Origin of the sequence: Streptomyces sp. NPDC002809, assembly GCF_040295435.1 — a bacterium.
Taxonomy (GTDB): Bacteria; Actinomycetota; Actinomycetes; order Streptomycetales; family Streptomycetaceae; genus Streptomyces.
Genome location: NZ_JBEOVJ010000031.1, coordinates 16,309 through 37,174, shown reverse-complemented (window position 1 = coordinate 37,174; position 20,866 = coordinate 16,309). Strand labels below are relative to the sequence as shown.

At 71.4% G+C, this 20,866-nt stretch carries 19 protein-coding genes; 13 read left to right on the top strand and 6 right to left on the bottom strand.

Annotated elements, in window-relative coordinates; all coding sequences use genetic code 11:
• Positions 1–161: 161 nt before the first annotated feature.
• From ABT025_RS19955 to ABT025_RS19940, 4 genes are all read left to right on the top strand, one after another.
• The gene (locus ABT025_RS19955; protein ID WP_350995870.1) at positions 162–1,025 is read left to right on the top strand and encodes an ABC transporter ATP-binding protein; all 864 of its coding nucleotides are present in this window, start codon (positions 162–164) and stop codon (positions 1,023–1,025) included.
• 189 nt (positions 1,026–1,214) lie between these two features.
• A complete protein-coding gene (locus ABT025_RS19950; RefSeq protein WP_350995866.1) occupies positions 1,215–2,279 on the top strand; it encodes an iron-siderophore ABC transporter substrate-binding protein in 1,065 nt (354 codons plus the stop codon).
• Positions 2,276–4,378, top strand: a complete 2,103-nt coding sequence (locus tag ABT025_RS19945) for an iron ABC transporter permease (RefSeq protein ID WP_350995861.1) — start codon at positions 2,276–2,278, stop codon at positions 4,376–4,378. The genes ABT025_RS19950 and ABT025_RS19945 overlap by 4 nt, the downstream gene beginning before the upstream one ends.
• A 105-nt stretch (positions 4,379–4,483) precedes the next feature.
• Positions 4,484–5,593 (top strand): peptidase C39 family protein, encoded by a 1,110-nt coding sequence (locus ABT025_RS19940; protein WP_350995858.1) that lies wholly within the window; start codon positions 4,484–4,486, stop codon positions 5,591–5,593.
• 190 nt (positions 5,594–5,783) lie between these two features.
• On the opposite strand, the gene ABT025_RS19935 is transcribed toward ABT025_RS19940, so the two are convergent.
• Both ABT025_RS19935 and ABT025_RS19930 read right to left on the bottom strand, forming a co-directional pair.
• Positions 5,784–7,421, bottom strand: a complete 1,638-nt coding sequence (locus ABT025_RS19935) for an MFS transporter (protein WP_350995855.1) — start codon at positions 7,419–7,421, stop codon at positions 5,784–5,786.
• Positions 7,422–7,934: 513 nt separating this feature from the next.
• The gene (locus tag ABT025_RS19930; protein WP_350995852.1) at positions 7,935–8,711 is read right to left on the bottom strand and encodes an IclR family transcriptional regulator; all 777 of its coding nucleotides are present in this window, start codon (positions 8,709–8,711) and stop codon (positions 7,935–7,937) included.
• 129 nt (positions 8,712–8,840) lie between these two features.
• Here ABT025_RS19930 and ABT025_RS19925 point away from each other — a divergent pair, with 129 nt between their 5' ends.
• The 7 genes from ABT025_RS19925 (at position 8,841) to ABT025_RS19895 (ending at position 15,152) form a co-directional block, all read left to right on the top strand.
• Positions 8,841–10,010 carry a cupin domain-containing protein gene (locus tag ABT025_RS19925; protein ID WP_350995849.1) on the top strand — a complete coding sequence of 390 codons (1,170 nt, stop codon included), beginning with the start codon at positions 8,841–8,843 and terminating at the stop codon, positions 10,008–10,010.
• Entirely contained in the window at positions 10,007–10,855 is an 849-nt protein-coding gene (locus tag ABT025_RS19920; protein WP_350995846.1) for a fumarylacetoacetate hydrolase family protein, read from the top strand. The genes ABT025_RS19925 and ABT025_RS19920 overlap by 4 nt, the downstream gene beginning before the upstream one ends.
• The gene (locus tag ABT025_RS19915) at positions 10,855–11,562 is read left to right on the top strand and encodes a maleylpyruvate isomerase family mycothiol-dependent enzyme (protein ID WP_350995843.1); all 708 of its coding nucleotides are present in this window, start codon (positions 10,855–10,857) and stop codon (positions 11,560–11,562) included. Before ABT025_RS19920 ends, ABT025_RS19915 begins: the two co-directional genes overlap by 1 nt.
• Positions 11,563–11,690: 128 nt before the next feature.
• A complete protein-coding gene (locus tag ABT025_RS19910) occupies positions 11,691–13,046 on the top strand; it encodes an FAD-dependent oxidoreductase (RefSeq protein ID WP_350995840.1) in 1,356 nt (451 codons plus the stop codon).
• Complete coding sequence (locus ABT025_RS19905) at positions 13,043–13,735, top strand: 3-oxoacid CoA-transferase subunit A (protein ID WP_350995837.1); 693 nt, start codon at positions 13,043–13,045, stop codon at positions 13,733–13,735. Before ABT025_RS19910 ends, ABT025_RS19905 begins: the two co-directional genes overlap by 4 nt.
• The gene (locus ABT025_RS19900) at positions 13,735–14,418 is read left to right on the top strand and encodes a 3-oxoacid CoA-transferase subunit B (protein ID WP_350995834.1); all 684 of its coding nucleotides are present in this window, start codon (positions 13,735–13,737) and stop codon (positions 14,416–14,418) included. The genes ABT025_RS19905 and ABT025_RS19900 overlap by 1 nt, the downstream gene beginning before the upstream one ends.
• Before the next feature lie 125 nt (positions 14,419–14,543).
• On the top strand, positions 14,544–15,152 hold the full coding sequence (locus tag ABT025_RS19895; protein WP_350995831.1) for a TetR/AcrR family transcriptional regulator: 609 nt from the start codon (positions 14,544–14,546) through the stop codon (positions 15,150–15,152).
• A 57-nt stretch (positions 15,153–15,209) separates the two neighbouring features.
• Here the strand turns inward: ABT025_RS19895 and ABT025_RS19890 are convergent, their stop codons facing one another.
• Genes ABT025_RS19890 through ABT025_RS19875 form a run of 4 tightly spaced genes read right to left on the bottom strand, consistent with a single transcriptional unit; the run spans position 15,210 to position 18,646 of the window.
• Complete coding sequence (locus tag ABT025_RS19890; protein ID WP_350995828.1) at positions 15,210–16,136, bottom strand: LysR family transcriptional regulator; 927 nt, start codon at positions 16,134–16,136, stop codon at positions 15,210–15,212.
• A gap of 10 nt (positions 16,137–16,146) precedes the next feature.
• Positions 16,147–17,292, bottom strand: coding sequence for an NAD(P)/FAD-dependent oxidoreductase (locus ABT025_RS19885; RefSeq protein ID WP_350995825.1), 1,146 nt, complete (start codon positions 17,290–17,292; stop codon positions 16,147–16,149).
• Positions 17,289–17,477 (bottom strand): ferredoxin, encoded by a 189-nt coding sequence (locus ABT025_RS19880; RefSeq protein WP_350995823.1) that lies wholly within the window; start codon positions 17,475–17,477, stop codon positions 17,289–17,291. Before ABT025_RS19880 ends, ABT025_RS19885 begins: the two co-directional genes overlap by 4 nt.
• Positions 17,474–18,646 (bottom strand): cytochrome P450, encoded by a 1,173-nt coding sequence (locus ABT025_RS19875; protein ID WP_350995820.1) that lies wholly within the window; start codon positions 18,644–18,646, stop codon positions 17,474–17,476. The genes ABT025_RS19880 and ABT025_RS19875 overlap by 4 nt, the downstream gene beginning before the upstream one ends.
• Before the next feature lie 230 nt (positions 18,647–18,876).
• Here ABT025_RS19875 and ABT025_RS19870 point away from each other — a divergent pair, with 230 nt between their 5' ends.
• Both ABT025_RS19870 and ABT025_RS19865 read left to right on the top strand, forming a co-directional pair.
• Positions 18,877–19,851, top strand: a complete 975-nt coding sequence (locus ABT025_RS19870) for a phosphotriesterase family protein (protein ID WP_350995815.1) — start codon at positions 18,877–18,879, stop codon at positions 19,849–19,851.
• 50 nt (positions 19,852–19,901) lie between these two features.
• Positions 19,902–20,855 (top strand): phosphotriesterase family protein, encoded by a 954-nt coding sequence (locus ABT025_RS19865; RefSeq protein WP_350995810.1) that lies wholly within the window; start codon positions 19,902–19,904, stop codon positions 20,853–20,855.
• Positions 20,856–20,866: the final 11 nt, after the last annotated feature.

Sequence of the window (20,866 nt, the reverse complement as noted above, 5' to 3'; positions counted from 1 at the left end):
GACATCGCGAGCGGAATATAACCTTCTCGGAGTTAGGTAACCCTTAGTTTCCTCTCGCCGTGGACGGTGCTGTCCGTGCGCGGGTGGGCTCCAGGCCCGGCCGGTGAAGGCCGGACGGAGGGTGCCGCAGTCCTCGCCCCTTCGAACGTCCGGACTCATCGATGTTCACAAGCCCCTTCCGGCACGCCGGTAGCCCCGCGATCGACCCCGCTGCCCCGGCGGCCGGGCTCAACGGGCACGACCTGGTGCTGCGGTACGGCGGCAAGCCGGTCGTCCACGGCGTCTCGCTCGCCCTGGAACCCGGCCGCGCGACTGCCCTGGTGGGGCCGAACGGCAGCGGGAAGTCCACGTTGCTGCGCGCGCTCTCGCGACTGCACCAGGTGGACGGCGGGCGGGTGACGCTCGGCGCCTCCGACGGACCGTCCGAGCGCGAAGCGTCCCTGCTCAGCGCCCGCCAGTTCGCCCGCGAGGTCACACTGTTCTCCCAGTCGAGGCCGGCTCCCCAAGGGCTGACGGTCACGGAGGTCGTGTCGTTCGGACGCCATCCGTACCGGCGCGGCTTCGCCGGAACGACCGCCGAGGACCGGAGCGCCGTCGACCGCGCCATGGGTGTCACCGGTGTGCGGGACATGGCGGGCCGGCCGGTCGGTGAACTCTCCGGTGGGGAGATGCAGCGTGTCTGGCTCGCGGCCTGTCTGGCCCAGGACACCGGCGTCGTACTGCTGGACGAACCGACCAATCACCTAGACCTCCGCTATCAGGTCGAGACGCTCGACCTGATACGCGATCTCGTCGAGGAGCACGGCATCGCGGTGGGCGTCGTGCTGCACGACCTCGACCAGGCGTCCCGTGTCGCGGACACGCTCGTCCTGATGCGTTCAGGCCGCGTGCACGCGGCGGGCGCACCCGCCGACGTCCTCACCGCGCAGAACATCGGCGAGGTCTACGACATCCGTGTCGAGGTCGGAACCGACCCTCGCACGGGCCGCCTCCGCATCGATCCGATCGGGCGCCACCCCGTCTGAGGCACCCGGCCCCCACCGGCCTGCCGCCGGACCTCAACGGTCCGAAGCGGCCGGATCCCACCGGCCTGCGGCCGCCGGACCTCAACGGTCCGAAGCGGCCGGAACCCAACCGTCTGAAGCTGCCGGGCGCCACCCCGTCCGAAGCGGCACAACCGCCGCGGCAGCCCATCACAAGAAAGAGGATCGTTCATGAACCGTGCCCATCGCCTGGCGGCGTCAGCCTCCGCGGGGCTCATCGTCCTCGCCGCAACGGCCTGCGGCACGACCACCGTCGACAAGGCCGACGCCGAGAACAGTGCCGGCGCGTCGCCCGCGTCGGCGAGCTGCGCCGAGGACACCACGACCACCTCGACGGAGCCGGTCTCCTTCAAGGACGGCGTCGGCCGGCAGGTGAAACTGGACAAGCCCGCCAAGCGGATCGCGGTCCTGGAATGGCAGCAGGTCGAGGACGCGCTCACCCTGTGCGTCACCCCCACCGCGGTCTCCGACGCGAAGGGGTACAGCACCTGGGTCAGCGCGGAGAAGCTGCCCAGCGGGGTGACCGACATCGGCACCCGTGAGGAGCCCGACCTCGACACCCTCTACGCGGCGAAGCCCGACCTCATCGTCGTGGAGGCGTTCAAGGCCGACGACGAGACCCTCGCGAAGCTGGAGAAGCGAGGCGTCCCCGTGATGGCCACGCTGGGCGCGGACCCGAAGGACCCGATCGGGAACATGAAGAACGTGTTCAGCATGATCGGCAAGGCGACGGGGCGCACCGAGCGGGCCGACCAGGTGCTCAAGGAGTTCGACGACCACCTCGCGAAGGCGAAGAAGCAGGTCACCGACGCCGATCTGCCGACGAACGACTTCCTGTTCTTCGACGGATGGCTGGAGGGCGGCAACCTCACCGTCCGCCCCTACGGCAAGGGCGCCCTGTTCACGCAGATCGGTGAAGAGCTCGGAATGAAGCCCGTGTGGACGGACGACGTCAACAAGGCCCACGGTGACGGGGGCGTCGACCCCTCCTACGGCCTCGCGCAGACCGACGTCGAGGGACTCACCGCGGTGGGCGACGCCAACTTCTTCTACGCCAACGACGAAGGGGCCGGCGGGTACGTCGCCGCGCTGGCGAAGAACCCGCTCTGGAAGACCATCCCGGCCGTGAAGGAAGGCCGCGCGCACGCCTTCCCGTCGGGGGTGTGGGGCGCCGGCGGCCCGCTCTCCTGCGAGCAGGCGATCGACGCCTACGTCGACGTGCTCGACAAGAAGTGAGCACCTCGCAGACATCGGTACCCCGGAGGGAAGCGCTGCCGCGCGCCGAGCGCGGCAGCGGTCCCACCGGGGCGGCCGTCCTGGCCGTCCTGGCCGTCCTGACCGTCCTGGTGGGCATGTGGCACCTGACGCAGGGGACGTCCGGAGTCGGGGTCGGCGACCTCGTGAGGTACTTCACCGGGGAACGGGAGAACACCGGCGGAGCGCCGGTCGGTGAGATCCTCATCGGCTCGCGCCTGCCGCGCCTGCTCGCGGGCGTGGCGGTGGGCTTCGCCCTCGGAGCGGCCGGCACGCTGCTGCAGTCCGTCACGCACAACACGCTCGCCTCCCCGGACACCCTCGCGGTCACGGCCGGGTCCTACTTCACGCTCTCGCTCGTCGCAGCCTTCGGTCTCACCGTCCCGCTCTGGGCGTCGGGCGCCGTCGCCTTCGCCGGTGGCCTGGCCGCGGCGGCACTCGTGCTGCTCCTCGCGGGCCGGGCCGCGGGCACCTCGGGTACCCGCCTCATCCTCGCCGGATCGGCGATAGCGATGGCCCTGGACTCGGCGACCGCGATGGTCCTCATCCTCTTCAAGCAGAACACGACCGGTCTCTTCGCCTGGGGGAGCGGTTCGCTCGCCCAGATGAACATCGACGCGTCGGTACGCGCCCTCCCCGTCGTGGCCGTGGTGCTGTGCGTCGCCCTGGCGCTGTCCCGGCGGCTCGACGTGATGAACCTCGGCGATGACGCCGCGTCCACCCTCGGCGTACCGATCCGGACGACCCGTGTGATCGCCGTGATCTGCGCGGTGGTCCTCACCGGCTCGGCAGTGACACTCGCGGGCCCGATCGCCTTCGTCGGACTCGGCGCCCCCGTGTTCGCCCGGCTGATCGCGGGGCGGGTCCGGGCGCTGCGGCGCCACATCTTCCTGGTGCCCGCGGCCGGGCTGCTCGGCGCGTTGCTCATCCTGCTCGCCGACGCGACACTGCGCGCGGTGCAGGGTGCGGACGGGGCCGCCTCCATTCCCACCGGCGTGCCGACCGCGCTGCTCGGCTCCGTCGTGATCGTGGTCCTCGCGCTCCGTCTCCGTGACACGGGCCGGCTCCGGCAACCGCCGCACGCGCGGGTCGCGGCACGGTCGCGTCGCGCGTTCCTCCTCGTCGTGTTCGCCGCGGTGGCACTCCTGGTCGTGGCGGCCGTCGTGGCGGTCCTGGCCGGAAGCCTCTGGCTGCGGACGGGGGACATCGCGCTCTGGTTCCAGGGCGCCGCCCCCGACCTGATCGGACAGGCGCTCGACGACCGGGTCCCGCGTGTGACCGCCGCGATCCTCGCCGGTGCCGCACTCGGACTGGCCGGATGCGTCGTACAGGGCGCGGTACGCAACCCGCTCGCGGAGCCGGGTGTCCTGGGCATCACGGCCGGCGCCGGGCTGGGCGCCGTCGCCATCGTCACGTCGGGGCTGTCCGGCGGCCGGCCGCTGCTCATCGTGGCCGCCGTCGTGACGGGGCTCGCCACGTTCGGGCTGATCGCCCTGCTGTCCTGGCGCGGCGGCTTCCTGCCCGACCGGTTCGTGCTCATCGGCATCGGCTGCGGGTACGGCCTCAGCTCCGTCACCACCTTCCTCCTGCTGCGCGCCGACCCGTGGAACACGCCCAGGATCTTCACCTGGCTCTCCGGTACGACCTACGGGCGCACGTTCCCCGACGTCGTACCGGTCGCGGTGGCCCTGGTGCTCGCGCTCCCCGTACTGCTCGCCATGCGTGACCGGCTCGACCTGCTCGCCGTCGACGAGGACACTCCGCGCATCGTCGGCGTCAGGCCGGTGCGTGTGCGCTTCGCCGCCCTGGCGATCGCCGCGGTGCTCTCGGCACTCAGTGTGATCGCCGTCGGTGTCGTCGGCTTCGTGGGGCTCGTCGCCCCGCACCTCGCCCGGTCACTGGTGGGCGCTCGGCACGGGCGGTCGATCCCGGTCGCGATGCTGCTCGGCGGGCTGCTGGTGTGCGTGGCCGACGCCCTCGGCCGCACCGTCGTCGCCCCCTCCCAGGTGCCGGCCGGCCTCATGATCGCCCTGGTCGGTGCCCCGTACTTCGTCTGGATACTCCGGCAGTCGCGCGCATGACACCGGGCGTCGGCCCGGGCGCGCACAGCCGTACGACCGCCGACGAATGACCCGTCCCGCCTCCCGTCCTTCCCCCTCCCTCTCCGTCCCGCCAGGAGTACCGGAATGCCGTCCCAGCAGGAAACGCCCGTGAAGAGCATCGTCGTCCCGTTCGTGCCCGACGATGCGCCGAGCCTGCTGAGGCGGCTCGGAGACCGCCAGGTGCCGGAGCGCTGGCAGGCGGTCGACCGCTCCGCCCACGCCCCTCACCTCGTGGCCGTTCCGGGTGACGGCGGCGAGGGCTGGAGCGCTGCCGCGCTCGTGACGGCACGCCCGAACACGGCCTATCTGAAGATCGTCGACGCCGTCGGAGATGTGCGGGCAGCCGTGGCGGCAGTGGTCGCCCACGCACGCCTCCGAGACCTCGCGCAGGTCAAGTGGGAAGGCTGGACGGCGGACCCCGAGGATGCGGCTGCCGCGGGCTTCACTCCCTTGAGCCCTCCGCTCACGCAGCCGGAGGGTGCGGCCGGACCCGCTGCCGGTTACGTCCGCTGGCTGAGCGACGGCGTGGTCGCCGAACCCCCGTACTACGGGCAGACCACACACTTCACGTGCGGTGCCGTCACCGCCCTGGTGGCGCAGGCGCACGCGGGGACGCTGCCGCGTGAGGCCCTCGACCGTCAGGCGGAGCTGACGCTGTGGCGTGACGCGACCAACTTCCTCGCCTGCGAGCCCGTCGGACTGGGCGTCGCCCTGCGCCGGGCCTGGCCGTCGTCCCCCGTCGCGGTCCACCTCGACACGGAACGGCCCGTCCTGCTCGACCACCACCCGGAGAAGGAACAGGAATGGCGTGCCGTGCTCCAGCGCGCGTCACGTACGGAGGCCGGACGGATCGGTGTCCCGGTCGACCCGGGACACCTCTCCATGACCGCGGTCCGGGATGCGGTCAGCAGACGCGAACACGTGCTGCTCCTGCTCTCGCTCGCCGACATGCAGGGGTTCGACGTGCCGCACTGGGTGCTCTGCCACGGCGTCGTACCCGGCGCTGTCGTGATCGAGGACCCGTGGGCCAACGCGGCAACGGGGGACACCTGGGTCGACGCCCATCTCCTGCCGGTCCCCGACGCGTCGCTGGACACGATGTCGACCCTCGCGCCGGACCGCTTCCGGGGCGCCGTGATCATCGGCCGCCCGCCGGGGCGCAGCGAGTCCGGCGCCGGTCCTGCGGACGAGTAACCCCGGCCGTTCGGATCACGCCGGGCCGGCGGGTGCCCGTTCACCACGCCTCGGGCCTCCGCGGTGAAGCCGCACAGACCGGCCCCCGCGCCCTGATCCGGCCCGATCCGAACGACAGGCCCCAGGGCCTCTCGTTCGGATCAGGCCGGGCTCGTGGGCCCCTGAGCCGCCCTGATCCAAGCGAAACGCCTCAGCTGGCCACGGCCTCCCGGGCCTCGTTCCGCCCGGCTGCCGCGGACTCGGCCGGGAGCTGGTCGGAGGAGTGATCGGGGCGTCGGACACCGATCATGCCGACGGCGGTCAGGACCGCGGCCACGGCGGCGGCGATGCCGCAGATCAGGAAGGCGCTGCCGAAGCCGCTGCCCAGCGCGTCGAGGGCGAGGTCGTGAGCCGCCGATCCGGGCGTGCCGGGCGGCACGCTGTTCACGGCGATCGGTCCTCCCTCGGCGGCGATCCCGCGTGCGGCTCCGAGCTGGTCGGCCGGAAGCTCCGCCCCGCTCAGGTTCGAGGAGAACGCCGAGGCCGCCTTGCTCAGCGCGACCGCACCGACGACGACGGGACCGAGCGCGAAACCGAGATCGCGGAGCATGTTGGTCGTCGCGCTCGCCATACCGGCCAGCTGCGGGGGCACGCTGTCCAGCGCCACGGCCGTCACCGAGCTCACGCACAGCGCGAAGCCGATGCCGATCAGCAGGTCGGGTACGACGAAGGCGGTCAGACCGGGGTCCGTGACGTCGAGCCCGGTGCACAGGAAGCAGCCGATGGACATCAGGGCGAAGCCCGACGTCAGCAGCCAGGTCGGGGCTACCCGGTGCAGCAGCCGGGAGACGACCGGGATCAGGACGAACGCGGGTCCCTGCAGCAGCAGGAACGGCACGGCGACGCGCAGCGGGTCCTGGTGCTGGACCGGACCGAGCCACATGCTCGTCGCGAAGCACGCGCCGAGGAAGGCGAGCATGCCGATCACCGCGACGACGGACGACACCGTGAAGGCCCGGTTCCGGAACAGGCTCAGGTCGAAGATCGGGGACTTGGCGCCCACCTCGACCAGGACGAAACCGGCGAGGAAGACCAGGCCGAGCATGCCGGACAGAAGGACGGGAAGGGTGGTCCACCCGGACTCGGGTCCCTCGACGGCCGCGTACAGGACCAGGATGAGACCGATGGCGAAGGTGATCTGGCCCGGGATGTCGAGCTCGCGGCCCTCCGGGGATTTGGACTCGGAGGTCATCGAGAGGGTGAGCACCATGCTCGCGACGGCCATGGCGACGAGCACCCAGAAGGAGCCGCGCCAGGAGCCGACCTCGGCGAACACTCCGCCGAGGAGAGGGGAGAGGGCCGCACCGGCGGACAGGAACCCGCTCCACAGCGCTACGGCCTGCGCCCGCTCCCGGGGGGTGCGGGTGACCGACGCGAGCATGGTCAGCGAGCCGGGGAACAGCGCGCCGGCGCCGAGGCCGTTGAGCGCCGCGCCGATCCAGAGGACCTGCACGCTGGGCGCGACGGCGGCCACGGCGCTGCCGATGGCGACGAGCCCCGCTCCCGCGGTGATCAGCTTCTTGCGGCCGAACCGGTCGCCGAGCACGCCGAAGGTGAATTCGAAGCAGACCACGGCGACCATGAAGGCCGCGGTGATCCAGGTCAGTTGGGAGCCGTGGGTGTTCAGGTCCTCCTGGAACAGCCCGTTGAGCGATGCCGGCAGTGCGTTGGCGACCTGCGCCACGAACACCGCACAGCTGGTTGCAGCCAGCGTCCCCGCGTAGCCCGGCTTCCGGGCAGCCCCCGCGGTTGGGCCGTGGGACGTCGCTGTCCCTTTGTTGAGCGTCATTGCTTTCTCCCTGGCTGGGAAGGTGATCGCCCCGCCATCGGGCGGGACGGGCTCCGGCCGACGGCCGTAGCGAGGGGAGGGGGGCGGGGAGCGTTGCGTGTCGCTCTCCGTTCACGCCGGTTCTCCGGATCCGGGCACGCCGATGAGGTCGTCGTCGGGTGCCACGGGCCTGCCCCCTGGGGACAGGTGCGGCGAGCCGCTGCCGTGATCGCGGCAGTGGGGGAGGGGACACGCGGCTCGTGTCCGGCGCAGTGCCGTGGAGAATGGCACTTCGCCATACAGCATGTCAATGAAATGTACGTTGCTTAAGGTAAATTGGCTCGACGTAATGTGGAGCTGTTCCGGCGGAGGAGCGCGGAAGAGGGCGGAAGAGGGCGGAAGAGAGGCGTACGGGACGGCAGCGTGCGGAACGGCGGCGCGCCGGGCGTGGCCGCACGACAGGGCGAACCGGCATGCCGGCGTGCGCCCGGCAGGCTCACCGGCCCCCGGACGCCGCCCCGCCGCGTCGCCCGGTCAGTGCGCCGCGGCCAGGTCCGTCTCCACCGCGCGCGCCGCGGCGTTGAGCGTCGCGACCAGTGACGGGAGGTGGTGGGAGTCGTAGCGCACGCTGGGCATCGACACCGACAGGCCTGCCTGCGCCGTCCCGTCCCGGTCGTGCACCGGGACGCCCACGGCGACGAGCCCGCGCTCGGAGCGTTCCTGGTTCACGGCGAACCCGTTGCGGGCGACGCGCCGCAGCTCGCTCCGCAGCTGTGCGAGATCCGGGCGGTCCGCGGGGCGGTCGCGGTAGCGCGCGGCGGAGTAGATCTCCGCCAGTTCGGCGTCGTCCAGACCGGCGAGCAGGAGCAGACCTGCGGTCGTGCGGTGGGCCGCGAACACCATTCCCTCCCGGGAGCCGACCCGCAGCGCCTGCCCGCTCTCGACACTGGCGATGAACCTGGTCGTGTCACCCGTGCGGATGGTGAGGTTCGCCGTCTCGTCCAGGAGGCCGACCAGCCGGTGCAGGTGGGGCAGGGCGGCCGCCCGCAGTCGGGACACCTGGGACTGCGAGTGCGCCGCCAGTTCGAGGACGGGCCCCGCCCGGTAGACGCGGTTCTCGTCCTGCACGGCGAAGTCCCGGTACACGAGCATCGCCAGCAGCCGGTGCGCGGTGGACCGCGCGACCCCCAGTCGCTCGGCGATCCGGGAGACGGTCGCGGGGCCCTCAAGCTGGAGCATGGTCGCCGCCCTGAGGGCGTGGTCGACGCTCGCCACGGGATACGGGGGCGGCGTCTTGAGCGGCTTGTCCACGGTGCCTCCTCGGGCGGGCTCCCGGCCGTCGTCCGTGCGGCGGCCTGCCGCTCCGGTCGTGGGCCGATCATCGATTCTGCTCTCCAGAATCTACATGTCTTGTATGCGAAACCGGCGCACGCTGAGGCCGTGACTCAGTCCTCCCTCGCTCAAGACATCGCCACGGGCTCACCCGTCCGGCTGCAGGCCGTTTCCGCAGCAGGACAGCCCAAGGTCACCCCGGCACTCGAGGAGCTGTACCGGGGCTTCGAACAGGAACTTCTCGTCCCGCTGTGGACCGAGATCGGTGACCTGATGCCGGCCCATCCCCGCTCGCACGCCGTGCCGCACGTATGGCGCTGGGAGCAGCTGCGGGCCCTCGCGGCGCAGGCCGGAGAGCTTGTCCCGGTCGGCCGCGGCGGTGAGCGCCGCGCCATCGCGCTGGCCAATCCCTCCCTGGGCGGCCGCCCGTTCGCCACGCCCACCCTGTGGGCCGCCATCCAGTACCTGATGCCGGGGGAGGACGCCCCCGAGCACCGCCACACGCAGCACGCGTTCCGGTTCGTCGTCGAGGGCGAGGGCGTGTGGACGGTTGTCGGCGGCGATCCGGTGGCCATGCGGCGCGGCGACTTCCTGCCGCAGGCCGGATGGAACATGCACGCACACCACAACGCCACCACCGAGCCGATGGCCTGGATCGACGGACTCGACATCCCGTTCCAGTACGCGAGTGAGACCCAGTTCTTCGAGTTCGGCCGGGACGAGATCAGCGAGGCCGAGCGGACCACCCCGGACCGCTCGCGTGCCGAGCGCCTGTGGGGCCACCCCGGGCTGCGCCCCGTCGCCGCCACCGGATCCGCCCCCGGCACGCCGCTGCTCGCGTACCGCTGGGAACACACCGACCGCGCCCTCGACGACCAGCTCGCCCTGGAGGCGGAGGGCTTCGCCGGCACCGTCGAGCCCGGTCACGCCGCAGTCCGGTTCACCGACCCGGCGACCGCGGCCGATGTGCTGCCGACCATCCGCGCCGAGATGCACCGCGTCGTGCGCGGCGCCGAGACGGCCCCGGTGCGCGAGACCGGCTCGTCGGTCTACCAGGTCTTCGACGGCTCCGGCACCGTCACCGTCGGGGAGAGGACCTGGACCGTGACGCGCGGCGACCTCTTCGTCGTCCCCTCCTGGCAGCCCCTGTCCGTGCGGTCCGAGGCCGGCACCACCGACTCCGACTCCGGCGCCCTGGACCTGTTCCGCTTCAGCGACTCCCCGATCTTCGAGGCCCTCCGGCTCGACCGCACCCATGTGGAAGGAACCACCCGATGAAGCTCGCCACCCTCCGTACCGGCGGCACCACCAAGGCCGTCAGGGTCGACGGCGACGTCCTGATCGACCTCGGCGTCCCCGACGTGGGCACCCTGCTGGGCCGGGACGACTGGGCCGAGCACGCCGCCGCGGCCACCGCCGGGAACTCCGGGACGTACCCCGTGGACGGTGCCGAGTACGCGCCCGTCGTCCCGCAGCCCTCGAAGGTGATCTGCGTCGGGCTCAACTACCGGACCCACATCACGGAGATGGGCCGGGACCTGCCCGAGCACCCCACCCTGTTCGCGAAGTTCGCGGACTCCCTGATCGGCGCGGGAGACGACATCCTCCGGCCGGACGAGACCGACCAGTTCGACTGGGAGGTGGAGCTCGCGGTGGTCGTCGGCAAGCAGGTGCGCCGCGCCCGGGGCGAGGAGGCCGAGCAGGCGATCGCCGGGTTCACCGTCCTCAACGACATCACCTGCCGGGACTGGCAGTTCCGCACCCGTGAGTGGCTCCAGGGCAAGATGTGGGACTCCAGCACCCCCGTCGGTCCCTGGCTGGTCACCCCCGACGAACTGCCGGGCGGCGTACGTCCTGCGCTCGACGTCCGCCTGACCGTGGACGGCGAGGTCATGCAGTCCGACACCACGGCCGACCTGCTCTTCGACCCGGTCGCGCTGGTGGAGTACGTCTCGACGATCACGCGCCTCAACCCCGGCGACATCATCGCCACCGGTACCCCGGGCGGTGTCGGGCACGCCCGCAAGCCGGGGCGCTATCTGCTGGGCGGGGAGACGGTCGTCGCCGAGATCGACGGCATCGGCCGCCTGGAGAACCGCGTCGTCAAGGAGAAGTCCGCCTGATGTCCCGTACGTTCGAAGACGCCCGCCGCTGGGCGCAGCTCGGCACCGCCCTGTTCGTGCAGGCGGCGGACCTCGCGGACGCCGGACTGGACGCGCCGAGCGCGCTGCCCGGCTGGACCCGCAAGCACCTGGTCGCGCACGTCGCGGCCAACGCCGACGCCCTGGGCAACCTCGTCCGCTGGGCCGCCACCGGTGAACCCACACCGATGTACGCCTCCCCGGAGGAGCGCGCCGCCGGTATCGAGCGGGGCGCCGGGATGCCGGCCGCCGAGCTCACCGCTTGGCTGCGCCGCAGCGCGGAGGAGCTGGCGGGGGCGACCGCCGCGCTCGGCGACGCGCAGTGGCAGGCCCCGGTCGTCACGGCGCAGGGCCGTACCGTGCCCGCCACCGAGCTGCCGTGGATGCGCTCCCGCGAGGTGTGCGTCCACGCGATCGACCTGGGCACCGGCCTGGCCTTCGCGGACCTGCCCGCCGGATTCCTTGCCGCGCTCTGCGACGACGTCGTGGCCAAGCGCGCCAAGGAATCCGGACCTGCGCTGGTTCTGGAGGCGACGGGCAGCGGCGCGTTCTGGAAGCTCCCCGGGGACGGCGAGCCGACCGTGATCGTCGGTGACCTCCATGAGATCACCGCGTATCTCACCGGGCGTGCCCATGCCCTCGCGGCGCCCGGCGGCGGGCCGGTGCCCGCCCTGGCCCGCTGGCTCTGATCCACCGGACCGGGCAGGGGCGGGCGGTCGGGCCCCTCCCTGCCCCACCACGGCCGCGGGTGCGCGAAGCCCCGATGGTCCCAAGCACTTCTGCCACTCGACGACTCCCGCGATTCGAGGAAGAGACGATGAATCCTGCGACCCCTCCCACCGGCGAAAACCCTGACGTGATCATCGTCGGAGGCGGCATCGGTGGCCTCAGCTCCGCGTTCGCCCTCGCCCGGCAGGGGTTGCGCGTGCGTGTCCTTGAACGGGCTCCGGAGTTCGGCGAGGTCGGCGCCGGTATTCAGATCGCGCCCAACTGCACCCGCATCCTCGACGAGTACGGTCTGCTCGACGAGGCCAAGGAGCTGGGTGTGCTCCCGGAGAACATGGTGATGCGCGACGCGCTCGACTCCCGCGAGCTGACCCGGCTCGACCTGCGGGACGTGGAGCGGCGCTACGGCTTCCCGTACATGGTGATCCACCGCAGCGACCTGCACGGCATCTTCCTGCGCGCCTGCCGGCGGGCCGGTGTGGAGCTGCTGACGGACCGGACGGTGACCGACTACGAGCACACCGAAGGCGGCGCCAGGGTCCACCTCGCGGACGGCAGCACCGAGGAGGCGCCGGTGGTCATCGCCGCCGACGGACTGCACTCCGTGGCCCGGCGCAAGCTGGTAGGCGACGACGTGGTCAGCTCCGACTACGTCGCCTACCGCGCGGCCGTCCCGATCGACCAGGTGCGCGAGAACGGCATCGCGGAGAAGGACGTCACCGTGTACGTCGGCCCGCGCTGCCACTTCGTTCAGTACGCCCTGCGCGGCGGCGACATGTTCAACCAGGTCGCCGTGTTCGAGTCGCCGAAGGCGCTGGCGGGGAAGGACGACTGGGGTACGCCGGACGAGCTGGACGCGGCCTTCGCCGCCACCTGCGACACCGTACGCAAGGGCATCCCCCTGATGTGGCGCGACCGCTGGTGGCAGATGCTCGACCGGGACCCGATCGAGACGTGGGTGCACGGCAGGATCGCCCTGCTCGGCGACGCCGCCCACCCGCCGCTCCAGTACATGGCGCAGGGCGCGATCATGGCGATCGAGGACGGCTGGGTCTTCGCCCGGCACGTCGCCCGCCAGACCGCCGCGAACGCGGGGGCGGACGAGGGCGCAGACGTGAACACCGGGGCGGCCGCGAACGCCGGAGCGCCGGACTGGGACGCCGTCCTCGCCTCCTACGAAGCGGTCCGCGTCGAGCACTGCCGCCGGGTGCAGACGACCGCCCGCGCCTGGGGCGAGCTGTGGCACCTGGACGGGGAGAGCCGGCTGCAGCGCAACGCGATCATGCGAGGCCGGGACGACCACGACTACGGATTCACCGACTGGGTGTACGGCCCCACCGCGCTGTCCCCGGACGAGGAACCCGAGATGTTCACGCCCATCCCGCTCTCCTCGGCACGGATCGAGGAGCAGGCCGGGACCGTCGCTCACGAGGTGGCCCAGGCATGATCACGACCATCGCTGCGACGGTCGACGAGGCCGTCGCGGGTGTCGAGGACGGTTCGACGGTCCTGGTGGGCGGATTCGGTCTGGCGGGCATGCCGTTCGACCTCATCGACGCCCTGATCCGGCAGGGGGCCGGCGAGCTGACCGTGGTGTCCAACAACGCCGGGAACGGCGATGCGGGCCTGGCCGCGCTGCTCAGGGCGGGCCGGGTCCGCAGAGTGATCTGTTCCTTCCCCCGGCAGAGCGACTCCTATGTGTTCGACGAGCTGTACCGGGCCGGGCGCATCGAGCTGGAGGTGGTGCCCCAGGGCACCCTCGCCGAAAGGCTGCGGGCCGCAGGCGCGGGAATCGGCGCCTTCTACTGCCCCGTCGGCGCCGGCACCCTCCTCGCCGAGGGCAAGGAGACCCGGGAGATCGACGGGCGCGCCCATGTCCTGGAGTACCCGATCAAGGGGGACGTCGCCCTGATCTCGGCGTACCGCGCCGACACCATGGGCAACCTCGTCTACCGCAGGACCGCCCGGAACTTCGGCCCTGTCATGGCCACCGCGGCCACGACGGTCGTCGCCCAGGTCACCGAGATCGTGCCCGCCGGGGAGATCGATCCGGAGGCCGTGGTCACGCCCGGAATCTACGTCGACCGTCTCGTCCGGGCCGAGGCCCGACGACTCACCGTGCAGGGAGCCCGCTGATGACGGCCACGAACACCACATTCGGGACGGGGCCCGTGGAGCACCTCGGCCGCGGCCCGCTCACCACCGACGAACTCGCGGCCCGCATCGCCCTCGACATCGCCCCCGGTTCCTACGTCAACCTCGGCATCGGGCAGCCGACCAGGATCGCCGAGCACCTGCCGGCGGACGCGGGGATCGTGCTGCACACCGAGAACGGCATGCTCGGCATGGGCCCGGCCGCGGCCGGGGACGAGATCGACCCCGATCTCACCAACGCGGGAAAGGTGCCGGTCACCGAACTGCCCGGGGCCGCGTACTTCCACCACGCCGACTCCTTCGCGATGATGCGGGGCGGCCACCTCGACGTGTGCGTCCTCGGGGCCTTCGAGGTCTCGGCCCACGGTGACCTGGCCAACTGGCACACCGGTGATCCCGATGCCATCCCCGCCGTCGGCGGAGCGATGGACCTCGCCGTCGGGGCCCGGGAGGTCCTGGTGATGATGCGGCTGTTCACCCGGGACGGCGCCCCCAAGCTCGTCCCCGTCTGCACCTGCCCGCTCACCGGCGCGGGCTGCGTCAGCCGCGTCTACACCGACCACGGCATCTTCGCCCCCGGTCCGGACGGGGTCCGCGTCCTGGAGACGTACGGGACCACGGTCGCGGAGCTGCGGAAGCGGCTCGCGGTCGACCTGATCGGATGAGCCGCCCGGAGGGGGCGGAGTGAGCGCCGGCAAGTCGTTGTACGGCGCGTCAGGATTCGGTGCGGTGTGTGTGGTGTGCAGCCGGTCCGTGCGATCGACGTACGGCAGCGCGTTAGGATCCGGTCATGGCGAACCTTCGTGAGGCACAGAAGCAGATGACCCGCCGTCTGCTTCTGGAGTCGGGAATCGAGCAGTTCAAGACGAAGGGGTACGCCGCCACCACGGTCGACGACATCGCGACCGCGGCGGGTACGACGCGGGCGACCTTCTACGCGTACTTCTCCTCCCGCAGCGAGCTGATGCAGGCTCTCATCGACGAGCAGCTCAACGAGGTGCTGCAGCGCGTCGGCTCTCCCGAGCACGGTTCCACCGCGCAGGGCCTCGTGGCCACCGTCGCCGACGGGTCGCCCGAGGCGATCACGGACTGGCTGCGCCGCACCGCCGACAGCTGGCCGGCGATCTGGCCCCTCATCCGGATCGGCCGCGACGCCGCGGTGGTTGACCCGGAGCTCACCGACCTGGTCGAGCAGTGGATGGAGGAGGCCATCGGCGACATCAAGGACGGGCTGACGGCGGCCGGGCGCCTGGAGCCGTATCAGCGGCACTTCCGGGGCGTGCTGGCGATGGCCGAGCTCGACTTCGTCGCCCAGAACTGGCACCGCGCCGACTGGAAGCTCACCCGCGACCAGATGATCGAGGAGCTCGGGACCAGCTGGGTACGCCTGCTGCACTGACCGCGGTCGCGGTGCCGGTTGGTGGCCGGTGCCGTACAGCGTCGTCCGCGGTCGTGGTCACAGGCTCGCGGCGGCGTCGAACAGCAGCGCCCGCAGCCATTCGGTGAAGTACTGATCGCTCAGGCGGGGGTTCCAGACGATGTCGATCCCCAGCCCCGGGAGCGGGAACGGGAACTCCTCGATCCGCAGGTCCGTGAGCGCCCGCATGGCGGTGGCCACCTGGAAGCGCAGCAGCGCGACGCCGCCGCCGGCACGGGCGACCAGGAACGGCACCAGCAGGAAGTCGGAGATCAACTGGCCGACCCGGTAGGTGATCCCGTTCTCCTCCAGCAACGAGTACGGGAAGACGCGCCGTTCGGTGTCGACGACGATGTGCCTCTGCGTGGTCAGGAGTTCGAGCGCGCTCGCCTCAGGCGGCGTGTCCGGTGAGGCCACCACCACACAGCGGTCGTTGTACAGGCGCTCGCGCGGGTACGGCGAGAAGTGGCCCTCGGAGACGAGCACGACATCGACGCCCTTGTCGGTGAAGGTGGCCTCGGTCGGCACCGTGATCGTGCGCACACGCAAGGTGGCGTGCGGGGCGCGCTCGGCGACGAGCCGGGTCAGGTGGGGGCCGACGACGAACGCCGTGCTGTTCGTCATGGCGACCGTGATGACGCGCCGGTCCGTGGCGGGGTCGAAGCACGGGAAGTCCACGATGCGTGCCGTCTGCTCCAGGGCACTGCGCAGCGGCGCGATCAGCTCCAGCGCGCGCGGGGTGAGCGTGACGCCGGTCCCCTGCCGGACGACGAGATGGTCACCCAGCAGACGCCGCATGCGCGTGAGGGCGTGGCTCATCGCCGGCTGCGACAGACCCACCCGTTCCGCCGCCCTGGTCACCGAACCCTCCTCCAGGAGCGCGAGAAGGGGCACCAGCAGGTTGAGGTTGACCGAGGCCAGCCGGTCCAACCCCGAGCCTGTGGTGCCCTCTTCGCCGTCGCTCATGGAGTAGACCTTACGAGCCCGCCCGGGTCATGCGACGCAGCCGGGGGATCGGGATCCGGTAGTTGAGCGCCACGGCCGCACCGGTGCCGTCGGCGTGGGACCAGCGCATCAGCGCCGGCTCGCCACCCGGGCCTCCGTCGACGTAGACGGGTTCGCCCTCCAGCGGCAGGAAGCCCACCGCTTTGAGGCGCAGTCCGAACTGCTCGGTCCAGAAGTACGGCTGGAGCCGGAGCGGCGGCGCGTCCTCGCCGTCGAGGAGTGCCCGCGCGGCGGCCTTCGCCTGCTCGATCGCGCTGCTCCACAGGGGAAGGCGGCGCAGGCCGTACGGGGTGGGGAAGGCCGCGAGGTCTCCGACGGCCGCGACATCGGAACGGACGAGCCCGCGCGAGTCGACCGGGATGACGCCGCCCTGGGCGACAAGTCCCGTGTCCGCGAGCCACTCCGTGTTGGGGATGTCGCCGACGGCGGACACGAGAAGGTCCGCTTCGAGGACCGTGCCGTCGTCGAGTACGGCCCGGGCGCTGTCCCCGGACCCTGCGATCCGCGCCGACCCGGTCTCCACGAGGGTGAGCCCCTGGTCCAGCGCGGCCCCGACGAAGACGCTTGCGAGGTACGGCCCGAGCTGGACCGCCAGGGGAACCCCCTGGGAGACGAGGGTGACCCGGCAGCCGGCGGCCAGGCACCCGGAGGCGATCTCCATCCCGAGCGGTCCGCCGCCGACCACGACGACCGAGGGCCGGCCCGCCAGCCGGCTGCGCAGGGCCAGGGCGTCGTCGAGTCCCCGCAGGGTGAGCTCCCCGGGCAGGGCGGACAGCCGTCGCGCCCGGGAGCCGGTGGCGAGGACGAGGCGGTCGTACGGCAGGGCGGTGCCGTCGTCGAGCGTGACGAGCCCGCGGTCGAGGTTCAGCCCGGTCGCACGTACGCCCAGGAGTTCCTTCGCCCCGTGGCCGGCCGGCGGCAGCTCGTGCGACGTCAGGTCGGCGTCGTCGAGCAGGAGCGCCTTGGACAGTGCCGGGCGGCTGTACGCCGGGTGCGGTTCGTCGCCGACGATCGTCAGTTCGCCGTCGAAGCCGGCCTCACGGAGCGTGTCGGCGGCGGTGAGCCCGGCGATCCCGTTGCCGACGACCACGACGCGTTCCACCGTCGCGCCGCTCATGCGAGCCTCAGCGCGGCGACCGGACACACACGGACGGCGGCGTTCGCCGGGGCGGCGTCGGCGCCCTCGATCTCCTCGCGGTCGAGGACGAGCTCGCCGTCGTCGTCGAGGTGCATGAGCTGCGGTGCGGCTTCCTCGCACAGGCCGTGGCCCTCGCAGCGGGGTCGGTCGAGAACGATCCTCATGCCGGAATCACCTCCAGGACGGGGAGCTCCTCGATGCTCCGGGTGATGTTGCCGGGGATCCGGACCTCGGGCCCGACCACGAGGCGCTTCACGCGCCGGGACAGCGCGTCGATCACCGCGTGGGCCTCCAGCCGGGCGAGCCCCTGGCCCGCGCAGCCGTGCGGGCCGTAGCCGAACGAGAGGTGGTCGACGGGGTTGCGCTCGACCAGGAAGGTGTCCGGGTCCTCGAAGTGCAGGGGGTCGCGGTTGCCTGCGCCGAACAGGACGGCGACCTGGGCGCCTTCGGGGATGACGACTCCGTCGATCTCGACGTCCGTGGTGGCGCGGCGGCCCCAGGCGTGCACGGGGGCCCAGAAGCGAAGCACCTCGTTGAACGCGGCCGGCACCAGCGAGGGGTCCTTGCGGATCAGGTCGAGCTGGCCGGGGTGCGAGCCGAAGAGGGCGACGATGTTGCCGATCGCCGCCACCGTGGTGTCGACTCCCGCACCGAGGTACTGGTGGATGATGGCACCGGCCGAACCCGGCGCGACGGCGCCGCGCGCTTCGGCGTCGAAGATGCACCGGCCCACGGACCCTTCGGCCAGATCGGTCGCCCGGACCTGGGAGCACCAGGCGTAGAGCTCGCCGGCGATCGGGAAGTTCTCCGTCGTGCGCCGGTTCATCGGACCGATGACCTGCATGGCGGCCTGTCCCCAGCGCAGCATGTTGTCGCGCGCCTGGCCGGTGAAGCCGATCAGGTCGGCGACGACCTCCAGGGGGAAGGCCCGGGCGAGGGCGTCGATCGCCTCGAAGCTGCCCTGTTCGACGAGTTGGGCGACCAGGGCGTCGGCCTTGGCCTCGATGCGCCCCTTCAGCCCGCGCAGCGCGCGCGGGGAGAGGTTCTCGGTGAGCGTGGCCCGAAGCTGCGTGTGCACCGGCGGATCGGACGCGAGCGAGGTGCCGCTGAGGGCCTCGTTGACGGCCGGATTGAACCCGATGGAGTCCGAGGAGAACGACTGCCAGTCGGCGAGCGCGCTGCGGATGGCTTCGTACCGCGTCAGCACATGGACGTCGTTCCTGCGGAGATGGACGACGGATCCCTGTTCCCGCAGCTCGGCGTAGACGGGATAGGGGTCGAGCACGACCTCGTCCGCGAAGAGGTCGATATCGGAGGTGCATGGGGTGGTCATGCGCCCAGTGAAGTGGCTGCCATCACATCCAACAAATGAATGATTGGCATGCAGCTGCATGCAGAAGATTGATGAATCGCTCCCTCGGCCCTCCTTCCTCGACCCTCAACACACCCTCAGATGAATATTTTTTCTAGGTGTCTGTTTCATTGACGTCGTGTAAAGCGAATGGCTACGGTGACTCCAGCCACAAGGTGCAATGCACCCCACCCGTACATGTGAGGGCAGGCATGAGCGTCAAGAGCAACACCGTGAACACCGTCCTGGGGCCCGTGCCGAACGAGGATCTGGGCGTCGTCTCGGTCCATGAGGCCCTGCTGTCGGTGGTGCCGGGCGCGGAGTACGCCTTCGACATCACCATCGACCGCGCCGAGATCTTCGAGACCCTCGCCGCGAAGCTGACGGACTTCCGGGTCCATGGCGGCGGCACCGTCGTCGACAGCACCGGCATGTTCCACGGCCGGGACGTCCGGCTGTACGAGGCCCTCTCCCGCACGACCGGCGTGCACATCGTCGCCTCGACGGGGCAGGGCCCGGAGGAACTGCTGGGCGGCTACTTCCTCACGCCGCAGACCAACCCCCCGACGCCCTGGCCGGCCGAGAAGTTCGCCGACCTCTTCACCGAGGAGGTCACCGAGGGCATGGTCGTTCCCCGCGTGGAGCGTCGCGGCGCCGCCGGTCTGGTCGCCACCGTCGCGACCCCCGAGGGCATGACGGCAACCGACGAGAGCCTGCTGCGCGGCGCGGCCCGGACCGCCCTGAGCACCGGTGTCGCGGTCTCCGTCCGCTACGGAAGCGACGCCCTCCACGACCTCGGCGTCGCCCTGGACGAGAACCTGCCGGCCGACCGCGTCGTCGTCGCGGGACTCGACCGCAAGGACGCCGTCGAAGCCGGCGCACCCCAGGAGGTCGCCCGCCGCGGCGCCTACGTCGCACTCGACCACGTCGGCGTGGAGGACGAGGCCCACATCACCGACGCCGAGCGCGCCGCACTGGTCACCGACCTCGTGCGGGCCGGCTACGGCGACCGGATCCTGCTGTCGAGCAGTGCGACCGGGGTGGCCAAGGGCCACGCAGGCAACGACGTGCCGTACAGCTACGTCCTGACCACTTTCGTCCCGCTCCTGAAGGCACAGGGTCTCAGCGACGAGGACGCGCAGCGGATTCTCGTGGACAACCCGCGCGACCTGCTGTCGGTGCGCTGAGCGCACCGGCACGCACGACCATCAAGTCTCTTCATTCAAAGGTGAGTGTTGTGTCGAGAGTGAACACCGTCCTCGGGACGATCCCGGCCGAGGAACTGGGCCTCGTGGCCATCCATGAGCACATTGGCTACGGCATGCCCGGCTCCGAGCTGGACACGAAGTGGTGGAAGACCCCCGAGCAGCGGTACGAGGAGACCGTCCCGAAGCTGCGCACGTTCCACGAGAGCGGCGGCGGGACCTTCGTCGACGCGACCGGGATCTGCAACGGGCGGGACGTCGACTACTACAAGTCGTTGTCGGCGAAGACCGGCGTCCACATCGTCGCCTGCACCGGCTTCGTCGGCGGCGACACCGCCCTGCCGCACTTCGCCCGGGCCGATGTGGACTACCTGACCCGCCAGTTCGTGCACGAGATCACCGTCGGCATCGGCAACACCGGCAGTCTCGCGGGAGTCATCAAGGTCGGCGTGAGCCGCGGCGGCCGCATGACGGACCTGGACAAGCGCATCTACCGCGCCGCTGCCCGCGCCTCGCTCGCCACCGGCGTACCGATCCTGACCCACCTCGCGATCGACGCCGAGAACGCCATCGCGATCTTCGCCGAAGAGGGACTCCCGCTGGACCGCGTCCTGTTCGGACACGTCGACGACGGCGTCAACGCCGACAAGACGCGTGACGTCTGGATCGCGGAGCAGGGCGGCCGCATCGGCTTCGACACCTTCGGCTACGAGACCGAGCTGCCGGACCCGCCGTTCTGGGCCCGCCCGCGCAAGGAGCGGCTGGACCACTTCCTCCGGTTCATCGGTGACGGGCGGCTGAAGCAGGTCCTCGCCTCCGCCGACGCCAACTGCTCCCCGCTGGGCTGGCCGGGCGTGAAGGGCCACACCGTCAACTACATCTTCGACGACCTCATCCCGGACCTCCGCGCCGCGGGTCTCGACGAGGCCGCGATCAAGACGATCTTCGTGGACAACCCGGCCGACTTCCTCACCATCCAGAAGTAGAGAGAACCACC